A 16,233-nucleotide genomic window follows, 5' to 3' on the forward strand; every position below is an offset into this window, starting at 1 on the left:
GTCAATCTGGCGTTGACTTTTGGCACGCTGTTGAGTTCTCAAGGAACGGACGCTTCCTTCGTTCCCGTTACCGGGCCCTCCGGGCGCTTCCCTTCGTTGTTTCCAACCCTACCAGATCCGATTTCCGTTCCGTTTCCGGTTCGGAATCCCTCATCCAGTCGGCCGTTGGAGTGGCCTTTACCCTCTCGGGCTTTTCCGACTCTATCAGACTCTTTCGCGTCCGATTCCCGGTCGAAGCGGGTCCGCCTTCCAGTTTCTCGCTTTCGCGATATCCCTTTCGGCGCGTTCACCACGTTAGCTGTTTTCCCTTGAAGCTCCCAATCGAGCCGGCGGTTCAGAATTCGGGCATGTCGAATTGATCCCCGCCAGGGGTGAATCGTAGGTAGTGGTTGGCCGCTTCGGGATACCTAGATCGGGCCCGTTTGGGTCCGTGTCGGAGGCAGTACCGTTTCAAGCGGCTCGGGCTACGTTAGGCCCCGGTTCAAGTCGAGTCAAGTTGAGCGACGGCGTGGCGCATGAGCTCGGTAGGGACTCACGGTGGGATCTCCGTCGAGCCAGAAGCGGTAAGGATGACGGGCCCCGTCGCCCCCCACTCCCGTGCGAGGGCCACAGCGCAGCAGGTCGGAGGGTGGGCTCACCCCCACCAGTAGTGACAGGGGGGCTCCCGGGCCTGCGCACAGGTCAGCGCCGTCCAGGCTTCGGTCGATGTCGAGTGCTGTGGCCAGGCGTGCCGGCCCTTTGGCCAGTTCCCGGTCATGGCGGGCTGAAAGTCGACGTTTACGGGCCAGCTCTTGGCCGCTCAGGACCTCACCGGCTCTGATCAGAACGCCGCTGGCAGTACCTGTCTGCCCGCACACCAGGTTGAGGCTGAACCACATCCCGTAGATGAAGTACACGTAGGCGTGCCCAGGAGGGCCGAACATGGAGGCATTGCGCTTGGTACGGCCACGGTAGGCATGCGAACCGGGATCAGCCTCCCCTTCGTAGGCCTCCACCTCGGTGATCCGTAGCTCGATCCTGCCTTCTTCTGCACGACGGATCAGCGTCCGCCCGAGGAGGTCGGGGGCCACAGTGAGGACCGGCCGGTCAAAGAAGCTCCGGGGCAAGGGCGTACGGTCAGGGCGCGCGCTCATCCATAGGAGCGTAGTGGAACCGGAATTGGCGGAACCGGGACCTGTGGTTCTGCGTTTGTAGTGGACGAACGGGGTTTGGTACCGCGGGTCGGCGCGAGCCGACGATCAGGCATGTTCGAGGCACGTACAAGAAGGCACGAAGGGGAGTCGGACCATGGGCTTCAAGAAGCTGCTCGCGGCGATGGGCGCCGGTGGCGCGTCGGTGGAGACGGTGCTGGCGGAGGTGAACGTCGTCCCGGGCGGCGTGGTGCAGGGCGAGGTACGCATCCAGGGCGGTTCCGTCCCGCAGCAGATCGAGGGGCTTTCGGTCGGGTTGCAGGCCCGGGTCGAGGTCGAGAGCGGCGACCACGAGATGAAGCAGGACATCGAGTTCACCAGGGTCCGGCTCGGAGGAGCGTTCGAGGTGCAGCCCGGGGCGGTCCACGTGGTGCCGTTCGGACTGGAGATTCCCTGGGAGACCCCGATCACCCACTTCGCCGGCCACCACCTGCACGGCATGAACATCGGCGTGACGACCGAGCTCGAGATCGCCCGGGCGGTGGACGCGGGCGACCTCGACCCGATCAACGTCCACCCGCTGCCGGCACAGCAGGCGATCCTCGACGCGTTCGGCCGGTTGGGCTTCCAGTTCCGCAGCGCCGACATGGAACGCGGGCACATCCGCGGGACTCGGCAGCAGCTGCCCTTCTACCAGGAGATCGAGTTCCTGCCGCCCCAGCAGTACCGTGGCCTGAACCAGGTCGAACTCACCTTCATCGCCGATGACCGTGAGATGGACGTCGTCCTGGAGATGGACAAGAAGCCCGGCCTGTTCAGCGAAGGAAGCGACACCTACAGGTCGTTCACGGTCGGCCTCGACTCCTACCATGGGACCGACTGGGCTGGTTACCTGAACGAGTGGATCTCCGCGGTGGGTTCGCAGCGCAACTGGTTCTAAGGGCTGTCGCGCGCGCCGCCGCGGGCTGCGGGGCAGGCCTTAGGCTCCGCCACGTCAGGCAGACTCGTCCACTGTTGCAGGAGGCTTCGTCGTGACCGAATCCAAGAGGGCGCCCCTCCCCCATGACTTCCATCCGCCCGTACCGTCTTTCACCGTCGTGAGTGAGGACCTCGCGGCGGGGTCCGAGCTGGGTGACGGTCAGCTGCGCGCCGGTGGCAACCACTCGCCGCATCTGCGCTGGGAGGGTTTCCCGAAGGAGACCAAGAGCTTCGCGGTGACCTGTTTCGACCCGGATGCGCCGACCGGCAGCGGGTTCTGGCACTGGGTGCTCTTCGATCTGCCGGCTTCGGTGACCGAACTGCCGCCAGGCGCCGGGGGCGGAAAGTTCGAAGGGCTGCCGGCTGGTGCGGTGCACGCGCGCAGCGACTACGGATCGAAGGAGTTCGGGGGTGCGGCGCCGCCCGCGGGTGAGCGACACCGCTACGTCTTCACCGTCTACGCCTTGGACGCGGAGAAGCTGGGGCCGGATTCGGAGGCGTCACCGGCCGTGGTCGGTTTCAACCTGCGCTTCCACACCTTGGCGCGGGGCCATCTGATCGGCGAGTACGAGTCACCGGCCCAAGGCTGATCGTTCTCCGGCCGTTTGCCCGGTCCTGGTCTGAATGAGACCAGGACCGGGCATTTCTCTTTTCAAAAGAGGTTCTGCGCGAGCACGGTCTTGACCGCTGGATATTGCGTTGTCCCTCATGGCTCGTGAGTCCAGAGTGATACGGGGTCCGGGCCCGCCAGGAGGTGGGGCCGGCAACGGAGGGTGGGCGAAATGCGGGACACGTTGGTGCTGAACGCAAGCTTCGAGCCGCTGTCGACGGTGACGCTGAACCGTGCGGTGGTGCTCGTGCTTCAGGACAAGGCCGTGGTCGAGCGGTCCCATCCCGAACTGCTGGTGCGCGCGGCGACCGTGGAGCTTCCGGTACCGCGGGTGATCAGGCTCTGCCGATACGTACGGGTGCCTTTCCGACAACGGGCGCCGTGGTCGCGGCGAGGGGTTCTGGTGCGGGACCAACACCGCTGTGCCTACTGCGGGCAGCGGGCGACGACAGTGGACCACGTCGTACCGAGGGCACAGGGCGGTGGGGACACGTGGATGAACACGGTGGCCTCCTGCGCTCAGGACAACCACCGCAAAGCGGCCCGCACGCCGGAGCAGGCGGGCATGCCGCTGCTGCGTCGACCGTTCGAGCCGACTCCGGCCGACGCAATGCTGCTGGCGCTCGGCACTGCCGACCGTGAGGCGCTTCCGGAGTGGCTTGAGGCTCGTTCGGCCTGATCCCGCCCCGCCCATCAAGGGCAGGAGGGTCCACCCCTGGGTGGACCCTCCTGGTACGGAGAGGGTCAGCGCAGCAACAGTTGGGTGATCGCCGTAAGACCGACGGCGACGATGACTACACGCAGGACGTTGGGCGGCAGCCTGCGCCCCACTCGGGCGCCCACCTGTCCGCCGATCGTGGAGCCGACGGCGATGAGCACGACCGCGATCCAGTCGAATTCGGCAACGAAGAGAAAGAAGACGGCGGCCACCCCGTTGACCAGGGCGGCTATGACGTTCTTGGCCGCGTTGATCCGTTGGAGCTCTTCGTTCAGGAGCAGTCCCATCAGCCCGATGTAGAGGACGCCCTGGGCGGCGCCGAAGTATCCGCCATAGGCACTGGAGAACAGCATGCCGGCGTGCAGTGCGGGGCCACCGTCAGGGTGTTCGGTGGCTCCGGCGGCCTGCTGTCGGCGCCTCAGCGCGGCGGCCAGCCTGGGCTGTGCGACGACCAGAACCAGTGCCAGCGCGATCAGCACCGGCACGATGGTGCTGAAGGATTCTGAGGGCAGGGTCAGGAGCAACACCGCACCGGCCAGGCCACCGAGTAGCGAGGTGACGCCGAGGCGCACCAACCGCTTTCCTTGGCCGCGTAGTTCGGCGCGGTACCCGATTGCTCCGCTGATGGACCCGGGCACCAGCCCCAGGCTGTTGGAGACGTTCGCGGTGATCGGGGGCAAGCCGGTGGCGAGGAGCACCGGAAAGGTGATGAGGGTGCCGGAACCGACGATGGTGTTGATGGTTCCGGCACCGATGCCCGCGACGAAAATCGCGAGGGATTCCCAGATGGACAAAGCCATCTCCTTCACATGAGCGAGTCGCCTCCCCGCCATGAAGGTCGGGGGGCCTCGTCGATCATGCCCGAAGCAGGGAAGAACCTCAGTCGATACGGGGCTGCTCGCGCCGCTCGGTGCGCGGGGCGGGCGGCGTGGGCGCGCTGCCCTGCGGGCCGAAGCCGCCGAGGGCGCCGCTGAGCCCCTTCAGGGCGTCACCGATCTCACTGGGCACGATCCAGAGCTTGTTGGCGTCGCCTTCGGCGATCTTCGGGAGCATCTGGAGGTACTGGTAGGAGAGCAGCTTCTGGTCCGGGTCACCGGCGTGAATGGACTCGAAGACGGTGCGGATGGCCTGGGCCTCGCCCTCGGCGCGCAGCGCGGCGGCCTTGGCATCGCCCTCGGCCCGCAGGATCGACGACTGCTTCTCGCCCTCGGCCCGCAGGATCTCGGACTGCCGTACGCCTTCGGCCTGCAGGATGGCGGCGCGCTTGTCACGGTCGGCGCGCATCTGCTTCTCCATCGAGTCCTGGATGGAGGTGGGCGGTTCGATGGCCTTGAGCTCGACTCGGTTGACCCGGATGCCCCACTTGCCGGTGGCCTCGTCCAGGACTCCACGCAGCGCAGCGTTGATCTCCTCTCGGGAGGTCAGGGTCCGCTCCAGGTCCATGCCACCGATGATGTTGCGCAGAGTCGTGACGGTGAGCTGCTCGATGGCCTGGATGTAGCTGGCCACTTCGTAGGTCGCCGCTCGGGCATCGGTCACCTGGTAGTAGATGACGGTGTCGATGTTGACGACCAGGTTGTCCTGGGTGATGACCGGTTGGGGCGGGAAGGGGACGACCTGCTCACGGAGGTCGATGCGGTTGCGCACGGAGTCGATGAACGGGACGACGATGTTCAGCCCCGCGTTGAGGGTGCGCGTGTAGCGGCCGAAGCGCTCGACGATGGCGGCGCTCGCCTGTGGGATGACCTGGATCGTTTTCACCAGGGCGATGAAGACCAGCACCACCAAAATGATCAGGACGATGATGATCGGTTGCATGCTGTTCCCCGTACCCTTCTTGCCTGTTGCCGGTGTCGGACCGGTGATCGGAGTCTTTCAGACCCGGGTGAGAGCTGTGACAGGTTTCCGCCAACGTTGGCGGACTGCTGTGTCACATGACGACTGCCGTGGCCCCGTCGATCTCGACGACGTCCACCTGCTGCCCCGGTTCGAAAGCCGTTTCCTCGTCCAGGGACCGGGCCGACCAGACCTCGCCGGCGAGCTTGATCCGTCCCCCGCTGTTGTCCACGCGCTCCAGCACGACGGCGGAGCGCCCCTTCAACGCGTCAATCCCGGTGGCCTGTGTGGGGCGTTGGACGAGGTGTCTCTTGGCGATCGGGCGCACCACGGCGAGCAACGCCACTGAGACCACGGCGAAAACCAGGACTTGGAGGACGATTCCGCCTCCGAGGGCCGCGGTGACGGTCGCGGCGACCGCTCCGGCGGAGAACATCGCGAACTCCGGCATGGCAGTCACCACCAGGGGAATGCCCAGTCCAACCGCACCGATCAGCCACCACACCCATGCATCAATGTCCACGGGAGCCATGGTAGGTCCGAAGGCGCGGCCAGGACAGGGGACGAACGCGCCGTCAGCGCAGCGGCAGACCCTGAGCGCTCCAACGGTCGTTGCCGTTGCGCTCGACGACCAGCGGGAGGCCGAAGCAGAGGGAGAGGTTGCGAGAGGTGAGTTCGAGATCAATCGGGCCGGCGGTGACCACCTTGCCCTGCCGGATCATGAGGACGTGAGTGAAGCCGGGGGCGATCTCCTCGACGTGATGAGTGACCATCAGCATCGAGGGAGCCAACGGGTCACGGGCGAGTCGACCGAGGCGGCGCACGAGGTCCTCTCGACCACCGAGGTCGAGACCTGCGGCCGGCTCGTCGAGGAGCAGGAGCTCGGGGTCGGTCATCAGAGCGCGGGCGATCAAGGTGCGCTTGCGCTCCCCCTCCGAGAGGGTTCCGAACTTCCGGTCGAGGTAGTCGCTCATACCAAGGCGGTCGAGGAAGGCCCGGGCCCGCAGTTCGTCGACCTCCTCGTAGTCCTCCTGCCAGGAGGCCGTCATGCCGTAGGCGGCGGTGAGGACGGTCTGCAGGACGGTCTGGCCCTTGGGCAGCTTGTCCGCCATCGCGATGCCGGCGACGCCGATCCGCGGGCGGAGCTCGAAGACGTCGACGCCCGGGGTGCCGAGGGCGCTGCCCAGGATCGTCGCGGTGCCCTTGGTGGGGAAGAGGTAACTGGAGGCTACGTTGAGGAGAGTGGTCTTCCCCGCGCCGTTGGGGCCGAGGATGACCCAGCGCTCCCCCTCCTTGACCGACCAGGAGACCTGGTCCACCAGAGCCCGGCCCTCGCGGACCACGGATACGTCCTCCAGCTCCAGTACATCGCTCATGAGCGCGTTGTCTCCCATTGCAGTCTCGTATGTCACAGTGCGCCTGTAGGCGGCAGCCCCCAGGGAAAACCTACGCCACTGCGGTGGGGGTCCGGGGATCAGGGCGTGGTCCGCAGCGGCCTCGACCGGCTCTCCGTGGGGCACCCCCGGGGTCCGTATGGTGGGGAGCATGCTTGTCGAACCACGTTCTGGACGCCTGGCCGCCTGGGGGAACTCCCTGCTTGCCGGGCTCGTGTCACCGGATGATGCCGTACTGGCGATCGTCGGTGGGGACGCCGTACACCGGGTGGTGGGGCTGCCCGGCGAAACCGGGCCGGTGGGTCTGTCGCTCGCATTGGGCCGCCTGCGGGTGCTGGGGCTCAGCGGCTTCCGGGTCGCGTTGCCGGCGCCCGGGCACCCGCTGGGGCTCAGCGGTCCGCCGGAGTTCAACGCCCGGGCCCTGGAGGCGGAGGAAGCGGTGGTTGGCACCGGGGCCGCCTACGGGCTCGTCCCCGAGGTGTACGAGGCCGGGCCGGCGGGCGACGTGCACGCCGAGGTGGTCTGGCAGTGCCTTGCGGTGCGTGAGGCTCCACCGGCGGACGTGCCCTCGCTGGCAGAGGCGGAGCGGGAGTTGGCGGAGGCCCTGCGCGAGGCGACAGAAGTGCTCACCCGGCTCGACGTCGCGTCCTCAGGACCGCTGGCGAACGCCGCCCGCGAGGCCTACCGGGCTCGTGCGGAGGTGGGACGGGAGGTCCTCGCCCCGGGCTATCCGCCGCGGGCCGCGCGGGTGCTGGAGTTGGCGCAGCGGATCGCTCTGATGGTGGAGCTGGCGTACGGGAACGGACACGGTGGTGCGGTGAGCGCTTCGGAGATCTCGGCTCGGGCGCTGGCCCTGCGGCCGGTGGAGCGCACGGCTCGTAGAGCTCAGGTGGCCGCGTACAACGCGTACGTGGAAGAGCGGGAGCGGGGTCGGTGGTAGCAGTACGGGGGCTACCGATTGGCCTGGGACCGGAGCCGTGCGCGCGATACCTGGTTCGGTCACGGCCGGGACGTGACGGCTGAGGCGGGCTGCTACTCGTTGACGGGTGATATTGCAGTGCGGGGTATCACCGGGCAGCCGGGACGTGCCTGCCCCAAGGGGATCGCAGCGGTGCGGTGGCCGAGCACGCGGGCCGAGAGCCCGGCCTCGGTACGACACGGGGGTGGACCGAGGCCGGGGTTCCGCGGACGTCACGGGCGCCGTCGCGCCGACGTACCTCGGATCAGTGGTTGAGACCCTGGTTGCCGAAGGCCGGGTTGAGTACGCCGATGACGTTCACCGAGTTGCCCACCACGTTGACAGGAAGGTGCACCGGCGCCTCGACGAGGTTGCCCGAGAGCACGCCGGGCGACTTGAGGGCCTCTCCGTGAGCGTGGCTGTCGGCGACGGAAACACCGGCGCCGGCCGCGACGAGGCCGCCTGCGATGGCGGTGAGCGCGGCGGCCTTCTTGAAGTTCTTCACTGTGTACTTCCTCCTGGGTGTCGCTGCGGCCAGCCGCCGCAGCACGCCGTGGAGAACGTGCACAGGACGATCAGGTTGCGCCATGTGGGCTACATACACCCGACGGTATGAATCTCATTCCGGAGCCTGACAGTCCGATCAAGCTGTGGCAGCGGCGGACCGTACCTTCTCAGCCGTGCCCGCACCCCGCTGCCACCCGATCACAAAGTCAGCCGCCGACGCCGTGGCGCACCGCCCACAGTGCGGCCTGGGTGCGGTCGGAGAGGTCGAGCTTCATCAGGATGTTCGACACGTGCGTCTTGACCGTCTTCTCGGAGAGCACCAGAGCCCGGGCGATCTCCCGGTTGGAGCGGCCGTCGGAGATGAGGGTCAACACCTCCTGCTCCCGGTCGGTGAGCGATCCCGCCCGCCCGGAACCAACCGGCTGTTCGTCCTGGGCGAGCAACGCCTCGGCCACCTCCGGCTGGAGGAGCACGTGGCCGGCGTGGACCGAGCGGATCGCTGCGGCCAGGGCCTGAGGATCGATGTCCTTGTACACATATCCTCGGGCGCCGGCGCGCAGGGCGGGAACGACCGTCCGCCGTTCCGTGAAGCTGGTGACCACCAGCACCCGGGTGGGGAGGTCGAGCCCGCGCAGCCTGCGCAGGGCGTCGACCCCGTCGGTACCGGGCATCTTGATGTCGAGCAGCACCACGTCGGGGCGCAGTCGCTCGGTCTGGGCGACGCCTTCGGCGCCGTCCCCTGCCTCGCCGACCACCTCGATGTCGTCCTGGACCTCCAGGAACGTCCGCAGTCCGCGGCGGACCACCTGGTGGTCGTCTACGAGCAGCACCTTGATGGTCTTGTCAGCCACCGGGGACCTCCATCTCGATCGTCGTGCCCGAACCGGGCTGCGAGTGCACATTGAGCGTGCCGCCGACCCCACCTGCGCGGTCACGCATGGAGACCAGGCCGAGGTGGCGTCCGGCGCGGCGGACGGTACGGGTGTCGAACCCGCGTCCGTCGTCGGTGATGCGCATCAGCGCGCCGTTACCGCTGCGGCTGAGGGCGACGGTGACGCGGCGGGCATCCGCGTGCCGCAGGGCGTTGTGCAACGCCTCCTGGGCGACCCGGAGCAACGCCTCCTCCTGCGATGCCGGCAGAGCGCGTACGCCACCACCGTGGAACGTCACCTGTGCGGTGTGCGCGCGATCGAGTACCTGCGCATGGTTGCGCAAGGTGGCGATCAGGCCATCTTCGTCCAGGGCCGCAGGCCGCAGCTCGACCACGGCCGCGCGTAGTTCTTCGGCAGCCTCGGCGGCGAGTACCGCGACCTGCTGGAGCTCCTCCTTGGCGCGGACGGGATCGCGGTCGACGAGGGCCGCGGCGGCCTGTGCGGTCAGGCGCAGGGAGAAGAGCTTCTGACTGACGGCGTCGTGGAGCTCATGGGCGAGCCTGCCGCGCTCCTCGGAGATCGTCAGTTCCCGGCTGCGCTCGTAGAGGCGGGCGTTGGTCAGAGCGATCGCCGCGTGTTGAGCAAGGATGCCAAGCAGGGCCTCGTCCTGTTCGGTGAAAGCGCAGTCGCGCTGTGCGCCCGGGGCACCAGTGACATCCGAGTCGGTGCGCGATGCTCCTGGGCAGCGCTTGTTGGCGAGGAAGAGGGTGGCGATGGTCTCCTCGCCGTTGCGGACTGGAACGCCGAGAAAGTCGGACATCTCCGGGTGAGCCGCTGGCCAGCCCCCGAACCGGGGGTCCTTGCGGACATCGGCCAGGCGCTCCGGGGTGGCCTGGTGGAGCATGGCGGCAAGGATGCCGTGCTGGCGGGGCAGCGGGCCGATGGCCCGCCACTGCTCTTCGCTGACGCCGTCGACGACGAACTGGGCGAAGCCTCCATGATCGTCTGGCACCCCGAGGGCCGCGTACTGGGCGTCCAGCAGTTCGCGCGCCGAGGCGACGATCGTCTTGAGCACGTCGCGGACCTCAAGGTTCCGGCTCATCGCGAGCAGTGCGTCGCTCACCGCCGACAGTCCGGTGCAAGGTCCCTGGGTCATGTGGATCACCGTACCCGCGACCCACGAAGGGCGGATCGGGCCGGCGGCCTAGGTCGGGGCACCGCGAGAGGGCGGCAGCCGGGACAGCCGCGTCGGCCCGCGGCTCTAGGTCCAAGGAAGGCGCCTGGTTGGGTCCGGCGGCCGATCCCGCCGGTTTGGACCGTCCCTAGCGTGAAGCCGTCGGCGCACGGCGAGCGACCGCGGTGACAACTGCGTCACTGGCCTTGTACCGGGGACGAGCACAAAGGTGCGGGAACATGGCGGTAGCGATCATCACAGGAGCATCCCGGGGCTTGGGCCGGGCACTGGCCCACGAGTGGGCGGGGCGAGGCTGGGATCTGGTGCTGGGCGCCCGGGGGGGGCGCAGCCGCTGGATGAGGTGGCCCGGGAGCTGGCGGCCAGCGGAGTGCGGGTGGAGGCTGTGGCCGGGGATGTCACCGCGGCGGGACACCGGGCGGAGCTGGTGGCCGCGGCCCGCGGGCTGGGTGGGCTTGAGTTGTTGGTGAACAACGCGGGGGTGCTGGGGGCGGAACCCCTGGTCCCCTTGGCAGAGCATTCGCTCGCGGCCTTTCGCGCGGCGCTCGAGGTGAACGTGGTGGCGCCGCTGGGCTTGCTCCAGGAGTCGCTGCCACTTCTGCGGACCGGGGGCGGGGGGCGGTGCTCACCATCAGCTCGGACGCGGCCGTGGCGGCGTACCCGCACTGGGGCGCCTACGGCGCGACGAAGGCTGCGGCCGACCAGTGGGCGGCGGTCCTGACGGTGGAGGAGCCGGCGCTGCGCGTGTGGTGGGTGGATCCCGGGGCGATGCGGACCCGGATGTTGGCCGCGGCGGAACCCGGTGAAGACCTCTCGGAGGTGCCGGAGCCGGCGCAGGTGGCTCCGGCACTGTGGCGACTGCTGGCGCAGCGGCAGCCGAGCGGTCGGTACACCCTGGGGCAGCTGGCGGAGGGCAACGGAGGCGATCCGGCGGGTGCCGAAAGTGCCACACATACAGCTGCAATGTCGCAGGTGACATCGCGTGATGCGCGATGACGTTGTACGACGTTCTCCGGGTGCCGGAGAACCTCTCGGCGCAGGTACCGGCGGAGCAGCGCGGCCCCGGCCGAGGGCGGGACGCCGTGCGGCTGCTGCTCTCGCAGGGCGGCTCGGTCTCGCACCACGCCTTCACCGAGCTGCCCGGTCACCTGCGGGCCGGCGACGTCCTGGTCGTCAACACTTCGACGACGCTGCCGGCTGCGATCGACGCGCGGCTGGACCGGGAGCCACTGGTCGTGCACTTCTCCACCCGGGCCGACGACGGCCGCTGGGCAGTTGAGTTGCGCACCCCGGACGGCCACGGGACGACGCGACCACGCTCCGGGGGGCCGCCTGCGGGAGCGGTCTTGCGGTTGCGGCCCGGTGTACCGCTGGTCCTGGAGGAACCACTGGTGTCTGGAGCGACCCGGCTGTGGTGGGCGTGGCCCCCCACGGCACTACTAGGCGAGCGGGAAGGCGTGTCGGCCCTGCTGCACGCCCACGGTCGCCTATCCGCTACGCCTACACCGAACGCGACCAGCCGTTGTCCGCGTACCAGAGCGTGTTCGCGCTCCCGCCAACCGACGGGGCGGGGTCGGCCGAGATGCCAAGCGCAGCCAGGCCCTTCACCACGCGCATGGTGACGGAGTTGGTCAGGCGCGGAGTCCAGTTCGCCCCAGTGACCCTGCACACGGGCGTGACCTCAGCCGAGGTGCACGAGCCGCCCCATCCCGAGCGGTACGCGGTTCCGGCCACGACGGCCCGGCTGGTGAACGCGGCACGGGCGGGCGGTGGGCGCATCGTGGCGGTCGGGACCACGGCGGTGCGGGCCCTGGACTCGGCGACGAACGAGGACTGCGTGGTGGGACCGGCTGCGGGTTGGACGGAGCTGGTGGTGACCGCGGCGCGGGGGGTGCGCGTGGTGGACGGGCTGTTGACCGGTCTGCACGAACCGCGCACTTCCCCTCTGCTGATGCTGGAGGCAGTGGTGGGAGGCGCTGCGGTGCGACGGGGGTAAGAGGAGGCTCTGGAGCACCACTACCTCTGGCATGAGTTCGGTGATGCCCTCCTTCTCCTTGGGGACTAAGGGCTGTCCGGCGATACCCGGTGGGGCAGCGTGCGGCGTCAGATGTGGTGCATCGCAAGGCGGAGGGTCGCCCTCATATGTGTTCAGGCGATTCGGCAACGCGGCGCGGCGCCGTCGCTGACGCCGCACGCCCTCCGGGTATCGCGGGTCGGGCCCCGGAGGGCGAAAAAGCAATCACTCTTCGAATTGCGTCAGCAACTCATGGTGAGCCGGTAGGAGAGGTCATGTGAGCCCGAGCATAGGGCGCACATCACTTACGAACCAGCCTAGTGGAGAAACGGAAGGGGACATAAGGACGCCGTGAGCACGGCATAGCGGTTGTTTCAGCAGCCCGGACGAGGTCTGAACGCGGCCCCTGATCCACTATGCAGGATCGTACGTCACACCTTTGCCAGTGCATTTTGCCGCCGCTAAGAATGGCTGCCGTCGCACAGCGCCGCGGAGTTTCGAACCTCGCGGCGTTTTCCTGCGACTCCCGCTATTCGAAGAGGTTGCTCTGCCATGTCTGCATCCAGTAATCCCGGGCGCAAGCGCCTGAGTAAGGCCCGAAAGTTCTCCATCGCGGGTGTCTGTACGCTCGCGGCTGCCGCTCTCGGCTTCTCCCTCGTCCCGGCCGGCGCCTCGGACACCACGGTGGCCGGCGACGTCCCGGCCAAGACCGTCGTCGCCACCGCGCCCGTGGGCTTCGATGCGGGCGTCAGTGGCACGGAGCAGTTGAAGAACCTCCAGACCAGCCTGATCCAGCAGCACCAGGCCGCGTCCAAGGCCGCCACCGCCAAGGCGAAGGCCGCAGCCAAGGCGAAGGCCGCGAAGGCGAAGGCGGACGCCGCGGCCAAGGCGAAGGCTGCTGCGGCAGCCAAGGCCGCAGCCAAGGAGCGTGCCGCCAAGGCGGCTGCGAACCGTTCGGCCACCCGCAAGCCGGTGTACGCGAACAACCTTGACGGTTGGATCCGAGAGTCGCTCGCGATCATGAAGAAGAACGGTATTCCGGGCACCTACAACGGGCTGCACCGCAACATCATGCGTGAGTCCAGCGGCAACCCGCTCGCGATCAACAACTGGGACATCAACGCGCGCAACGGCATCCCCTCCAAGGGCCTGCTCCAGGTGATCCAGCCCACCTTCGACAGGTACCACGTCCCGGGCACCCCGCACGACCTGTACCACCCGGTCGCCAACATCACCGCCGCGGCCAACTACGCCGCCGCCCGCTACGGCTCGATCGACAACGTCTTCGGCGCGTACTGATCCTCCCGGCGCGGACAGGCTCGGGCCGACGACCTGACTGGCAGAGCAGGCCGAGGCCCCGCCGACCGCAAGCCCCCATCGCCGCAGGGCGGCACCCTCACCACGGGTGCCGCCCTGCGGCGTTTGCGGTGGGCGACCGCCCCTGCCTCACGACCGTGGGGCAGCCTGGTCTTCTGGCCTGTCGTCTTGCGGTTCTCCGGGCGGGCGCTACCGGCGCATCACTTCCGGTTCGTGCCTGCGCAGGAGCCGCACCACGGCGATCCCGCACACCAGGCCGATGAACAGCAGGATGCCCAGGTTCATCCCCCACTGTCCGACCTCGGGCACCCAGAGCGGGTCGACGTCCGTCGGACGGTCCGGGTCCCAGGGCGGCATGAGGCGAGAGAGGTCGAGGGTGGCGGCAGCGGCGGCAACCGCCCATCGGGACGGCATGAGCCAGGCGAACTGTTCGAGCCCTGGCGAGCCGTAGATCTTGAAGAGCACTCCGGTGAAAACGACCTGGATGATCGCGAACATCACGAGCAGCGGCATCGTCTTCTCCGCTGTCCTCACCAGCGCGGAGATGACCAGCCCGAACATCATCGAGGTGAAGCCGAGCGCGGTGATCGCCACGCACAGCTCGACGGCGGGGGGCAGCAGGAGGCCTTCCTCGGGAAGCTCGCGACCTAGGAAGCCGATGGCGCAGATGATCACGCCTTGCAGAATCGTGACCGCTCCGAGCACGATCACCTTTGACATCAGGTACGCCGAACGAGAGAGTCCGGTGGCACGCTCACGCTCGTAGATGACCCGTTCCTTGATCAGCTCACGGACCGAATTGGCCGCGCCGGAGAAGCACATGCCGACGGCGAGAATGAGCATGATCGTCCCGGCGTCCACATTGAAGCGGTCAGGTGGTTTGGGCGGCGCCAGTCCGGAGGCAGCCGGGATGACGCTGGAGACCACGCCCAGGACCGCCGGCAACACCAGCATCAACGCCATGAAGCCGCGGTCGGACGCGATCACCGACAGGTAGCGTCGGATCAGCGTGTGCAGTTGCGCCAACCACCCCTGCGGTTTGGGGGGTCGCACCTGTTGGGCTCGGGGCGTGGAGTAGGACTGCGGGGCGACGGCATCGAGATCAGCGGCGTAGAGCTGGTAGTGCTGCGATCCTTTCCAACGGCCGGACCAGTCGTAGTCACGGTAGTTCTCGAAGGCCGAGAACACGTCCGCCCAGCTCTGGTAGCCGAAGAAGTTCAACGCCTCGTCGGGTGGTCCGAAGTACGCCACCGAGCCGCCGGGTGCCATGACCAACAACTTGTCGCAGGTGGCTAGTTCGGCAACGGAATGAGTGACGACGAGAACGGTACGACCGTCGTCAGCCAGGGCGCGCAACAGCTTCATGACGTCCCGGTCCATGCCCGGGTCAAGGCCGGATGTCGGCTCGTCCAGGAAGATCAGGGAAGGCTTGGTGAGCAGTTCCAGGGCAACCGACACCCGCTTGCGCTGGCCGCCGGAGAGCGAGGTGATCTTCTTGTCCTTGTGGATGTCGAGCTTCAGCTCGACCAGTACCTCATCGATCCGCGCGGTCCGCTCGGACTCCGCCGTGTCACCGGGAAAGCGCAGCTTGGCCGCGTATCGCAGTGCGGTGCGGACCGTCAGTTCCTTGTGCAGGATGTCGTCCTGGGGGACCAGCCCGATGCGCTGGCGTAGTTCGGCGAACTGTGTGTAGAGGTTGCGGTTGTCGTAGAGGACCTCGCCCTCGTTCGCCGGGCGGTATCCGGTCAGTGCTTTGAGGAGGGTGGACTTGCCCGACCCGGAGGGGCCGATGACCGCGATCAGGGACTTCTCGGGCACTCCGAAGGAAACGTCGCGGAGGATGTTCTTGCCGCCATCGACGGTGACGGTGAGGTGACGAGCGGAGAAGGACACTTCACCGGTGTCGACGAACTCTTCCAACCGGTCACCGACGATGCGGAAGGTCGAGTGACCGACCCCGACGATGTCCGCCGGCCCCAGCAGCGCGGTGCCGGAGCGCGGCAGCGGTTGCCCGTTGACGTAGGTGCCGTTGTGGCTGCCGAGGTCGTGGATCTCGAAACGGCCCGCGGTGGATCGGAACTCGGCGTGTCGGCGGGAGACCTGGAGGTCAGGTACCACGAGGTCGTTGTCAAGGGCCCGCCCGATGGTCATGACCCGGCCGAGGGATATCCGGTGGAAGGTGGTGGGGCTACGGTCGCCGTGCGCCAAGGCACCGCCGTACGGCCCGTACCCGCCGGCCGCGCCCTGGCCGCCACTGCCCTGGTACGGCACGTAGGGCTGGTCCCGATGGCCCGCCGGAAGCGTCGACGGGGGCTGACCGGGTGACGGCGGCGGGTGGTTGGGGTGTCCGGCCGGTCCCCCCACGACGACCGGCGCTCCGGTGAAGTCGAGCCGCGGACCGTCGCAGGCGTTGCCCAGATGGACCCGGGTGCCTGCGGCCAACTCGGCGCGTCGGACCCGCTGGCCGTGGACGTAGGTGCCGTTGGTGCTGTCCTGGTCCTCGATGACCCAGCCCCGGCCGGCCCATCTGACGGTCGCGTGGTGCCAGGAGACCCGCACGTCCTCCATGACGACGTCACTGTGTGGATCCCTACCGAGCGTGTAGGACCTGGACGGATCGAGGGCCCGGGCCCTTCCGTTCAGTTCCAGTACGAGTTCCGGCACTCCATGCCCCACTTGTCCTCCCGCGAGGTGCCTGACAGCAACG

At 68.1% G+C, this 16,233-nt stretch carries 14 protein-coding genes and 2 pseudogenes; 7 read left to right on the top strand and 9 right to left on the bottom strand.

Annotated features, from left to right (window positions below; genetic code table 11):
- Positions 1-491: 491 nt before the first annotated feature.
- Positions 492-1,133: a DNA-3-methyladenine glycosylase gene (locus tag ACFYMC_RS04435; protein WP_388518649.1), complete on the bottom strand. Its 642-nt coding sequence runs from the start codon at positions 1,131-1,133 to the stop codon at positions 492-494.
- A gap of 154 nt (positions 1,134-1,287) precedes the next feature.
- On the opposite strand from ACFYMC_RS04435, the gene ACFYMC_RS04440 reads away from it, so the two are divergent.
- From ACFYMC_RS04440 to ACFYMC_RS04450, 3 genes are all read left to right on the top strand, one after another.
- Positions 1,288-2,070 carry a sporulation protein gene (locus ACFYMC_RS04440; protein ID WP_388518652.1) on the top strand — a complete coding sequence of 261 codons (783 nt, stop codon included), beginning with the start codon at positions 1,288-1,290 and terminating at the stop codon, positions 2,068-2,070.
- Between the two features lie 91 nt (positions 2,071-2,161).
- Positions 2,162-2,698 (top strand): YbhB/YbcL family Raf kinase inhibitor-like protein, encoded by a 537-nt coding sequence (locus ACFYMC_RS04445; RefSeq protein ID WP_388518655.1) that lies wholly within the window; start codon positions 2,162-2,164, stop codon positions 2,696-2,698.
- A gap of 192 nt (positions 2,699-2,890) precedes the next feature.
- On the top strand, positions 2,891-3,397 hold the full coding sequence (locus tag ACFYMC_RS04450; protein WP_388518658.1) for an HNH endonuclease: 507 nt from the start codon (positions 2,891-2,893) through the stop codon (positions 3,395-3,397).
- Positions 3,398-3,462: 65 nt separating this feature from the next.
- On the opposite strand, the gene ACFYMC_RS04455 is transcribed toward ACFYMC_RS04450, so the two are convergent.
- From ACFYMC_RS04455 to ACFYMC_RS04470, 4 genes are all read right to left on the bottom strand, one after another.
- A complete protein-coding gene (locus ACFYMC_RS04455) occupies positions 3,463-4,236 on the bottom strand; it encodes a sulfite exporter TauE/SafE family protein (protein ID WP_388518661.1) in 774 nt (257 codons plus the stop codon).
- Positions 4,237-4,315: 79 nt separating this feature from the next.
- Entirely contained in the window at positions 4,316-5,254 is a 939-nt protein-coding gene (locus ACFYMC_RS04460; RefSeq protein ID WP_388518664.1) for an SPFH domain-containing protein, read from the bottom strand.
- A 112-nt stretch (positions 5,255-5,366) separates the two neighbouring features.
- Positions 5,367-5,795, bottom strand: a complete 429-nt coding sequence (locus tag ACFYMC_RS04465) for an NfeD family protein (protein ID WP_388518667.1) — start codon at positions 5,793-5,795, stop codon at positions 5,367-5,369.
- Positions 5,796-5,847: 52 nt separating this feature from the next.
- Entirely contained in the window at positions 5,848-6,648 is an 801-nt protein-coding gene (locus ACFYMC_RS04470) for an ABC transporter ATP-binding protein (RefSeq protein ID WP_388518669.1), read from the bottom strand.
- 169 nt (positions 6,649-6,817) lie between these two features.
- Between ACFYMC_RS04470 and ACFYMC_RS04475 the strand changes: the two genes are divergently transcribed.
- On the top strand, positions 6,818-7,606 hold the full coding sequence (locus tag ACFYMC_RS04475) for a hypothetical protein (protein ID WP_388518672.1): 789 nt from the start codon (positions 6,818-6,820) through the stop codon (positions 7,604-7,606).
- Positions 7,607-7,889: 283 nt separating this feature from the next.
- On the opposite strand, the gene ACFYMC_RS04480 is transcribed toward ACFYMC_RS04475, so the two are convergent.
- From ACFYMC_RS04480 to ACFYMC_RS04490, 3 genes are all read right to left on the bottom strand, one after another.
- The gene (locus ACFYMC_RS04480; RefSeq protein ID WP_388518675.1) at positions 7,890-8,129 is read right to left on the bottom strand and encodes a chaplin; all 240 of its coding nucleotides are present in this window, start codon (positions 8,127-8,129) and stop codon (positions 7,890-7,892) included.
- A 208-nt stretch (positions 8,130-8,337) separates the two neighbouring features.
- Positions 8,338-8,982, bottom strand: a complete 645-nt coding sequence (locus ACFYMC_RS04485; protein ID WP_388518678.1) for a response regulator — start codon at positions 8,980-8,982, stop codon at positions 8,338-8,340.
- Positions 8,975-10,159: a GAF domain-containing sensor histidine kinase gene (locus tag ACFYMC_RS04490; protein WP_388518681.1), complete on the bottom strand. Its 1,185-nt coding sequence runs from the start codon at positions 10,157-10,159 to the stop codon at positions 8,975-8,977. The genes ACFYMC_RS04485 and ACFYMC_RS04490 overlap by 8 nt, the downstream gene beginning before the upstream one ends.
- 257 nt (positions 10,160-10,416) lie before the next feature.
- Here ACFYMC_RS04490 and ACFYMC_RS04495 point away from each other — a divergent pair.
- The 3 genes and pseudogenes from ACFYMC_RS04495 to ACFYMC_RS04505 all read left to right on the top strand — a co-directional run bounded on the left by ACFYMC_RS04495 (position 10,417) and on the right by ACFYMC_RS04505 (position 13,508).
- Positions 10,417-11,191, top strand: a pseudogene (locus ACFYMC_RS04495) (SDR family NAD(P)-dependent oxidoreductase).
- Positions 11,188-12,260: pseudogene (locus ACFYMC_RS04500) on the top strand (S-adenosylmethionine:tRNA ribosyltransferase-isomerase). Before ACFYMC_RS04495 ends, ACFYMC_RS04500 begins: the two co-directional pseudogenes overlap by 4 nt.
- Positions 12,261-12,761: 501 nt before the next feature.
- Positions 12,762-13,508, top strand: a complete 747-nt coding sequence (locus tag ACFYMC_RS04505; RefSeq protein ID WP_388518683.1) for a transglycosylase SLT domain-containing protein — start codon at positions 12,762-12,764, stop codon at positions 13,506-13,508.
- Between the two features lie 207 nt (positions 13,509-13,715).
- Here the strand turns inward: ACFYMC_RS04505 and ACFYMC_RS04510 are convergent, their stop codons facing one another.
- A complete protein-coding gene (locus ACFYMC_RS04510) occupies positions 13,716-16,202 on the bottom strand; it encodes an FHA domain-containing protein (RefSeq protein WP_388518686.1) in 2,487 nt (828 codons plus the stop codon).
- Between the last annotated feature and the right edge of the window lie 31 nt (positions 16,203-16,233).

It is taken from the genome of Streptomyces sp. NPDC006879, assembly GCF_042869595.1.
Taxonomy (GTDB): Bacteria; Actinomycetota; Actinomycetes; order Streptomycetales; family Streptomycetaceae; genus Streptomyces.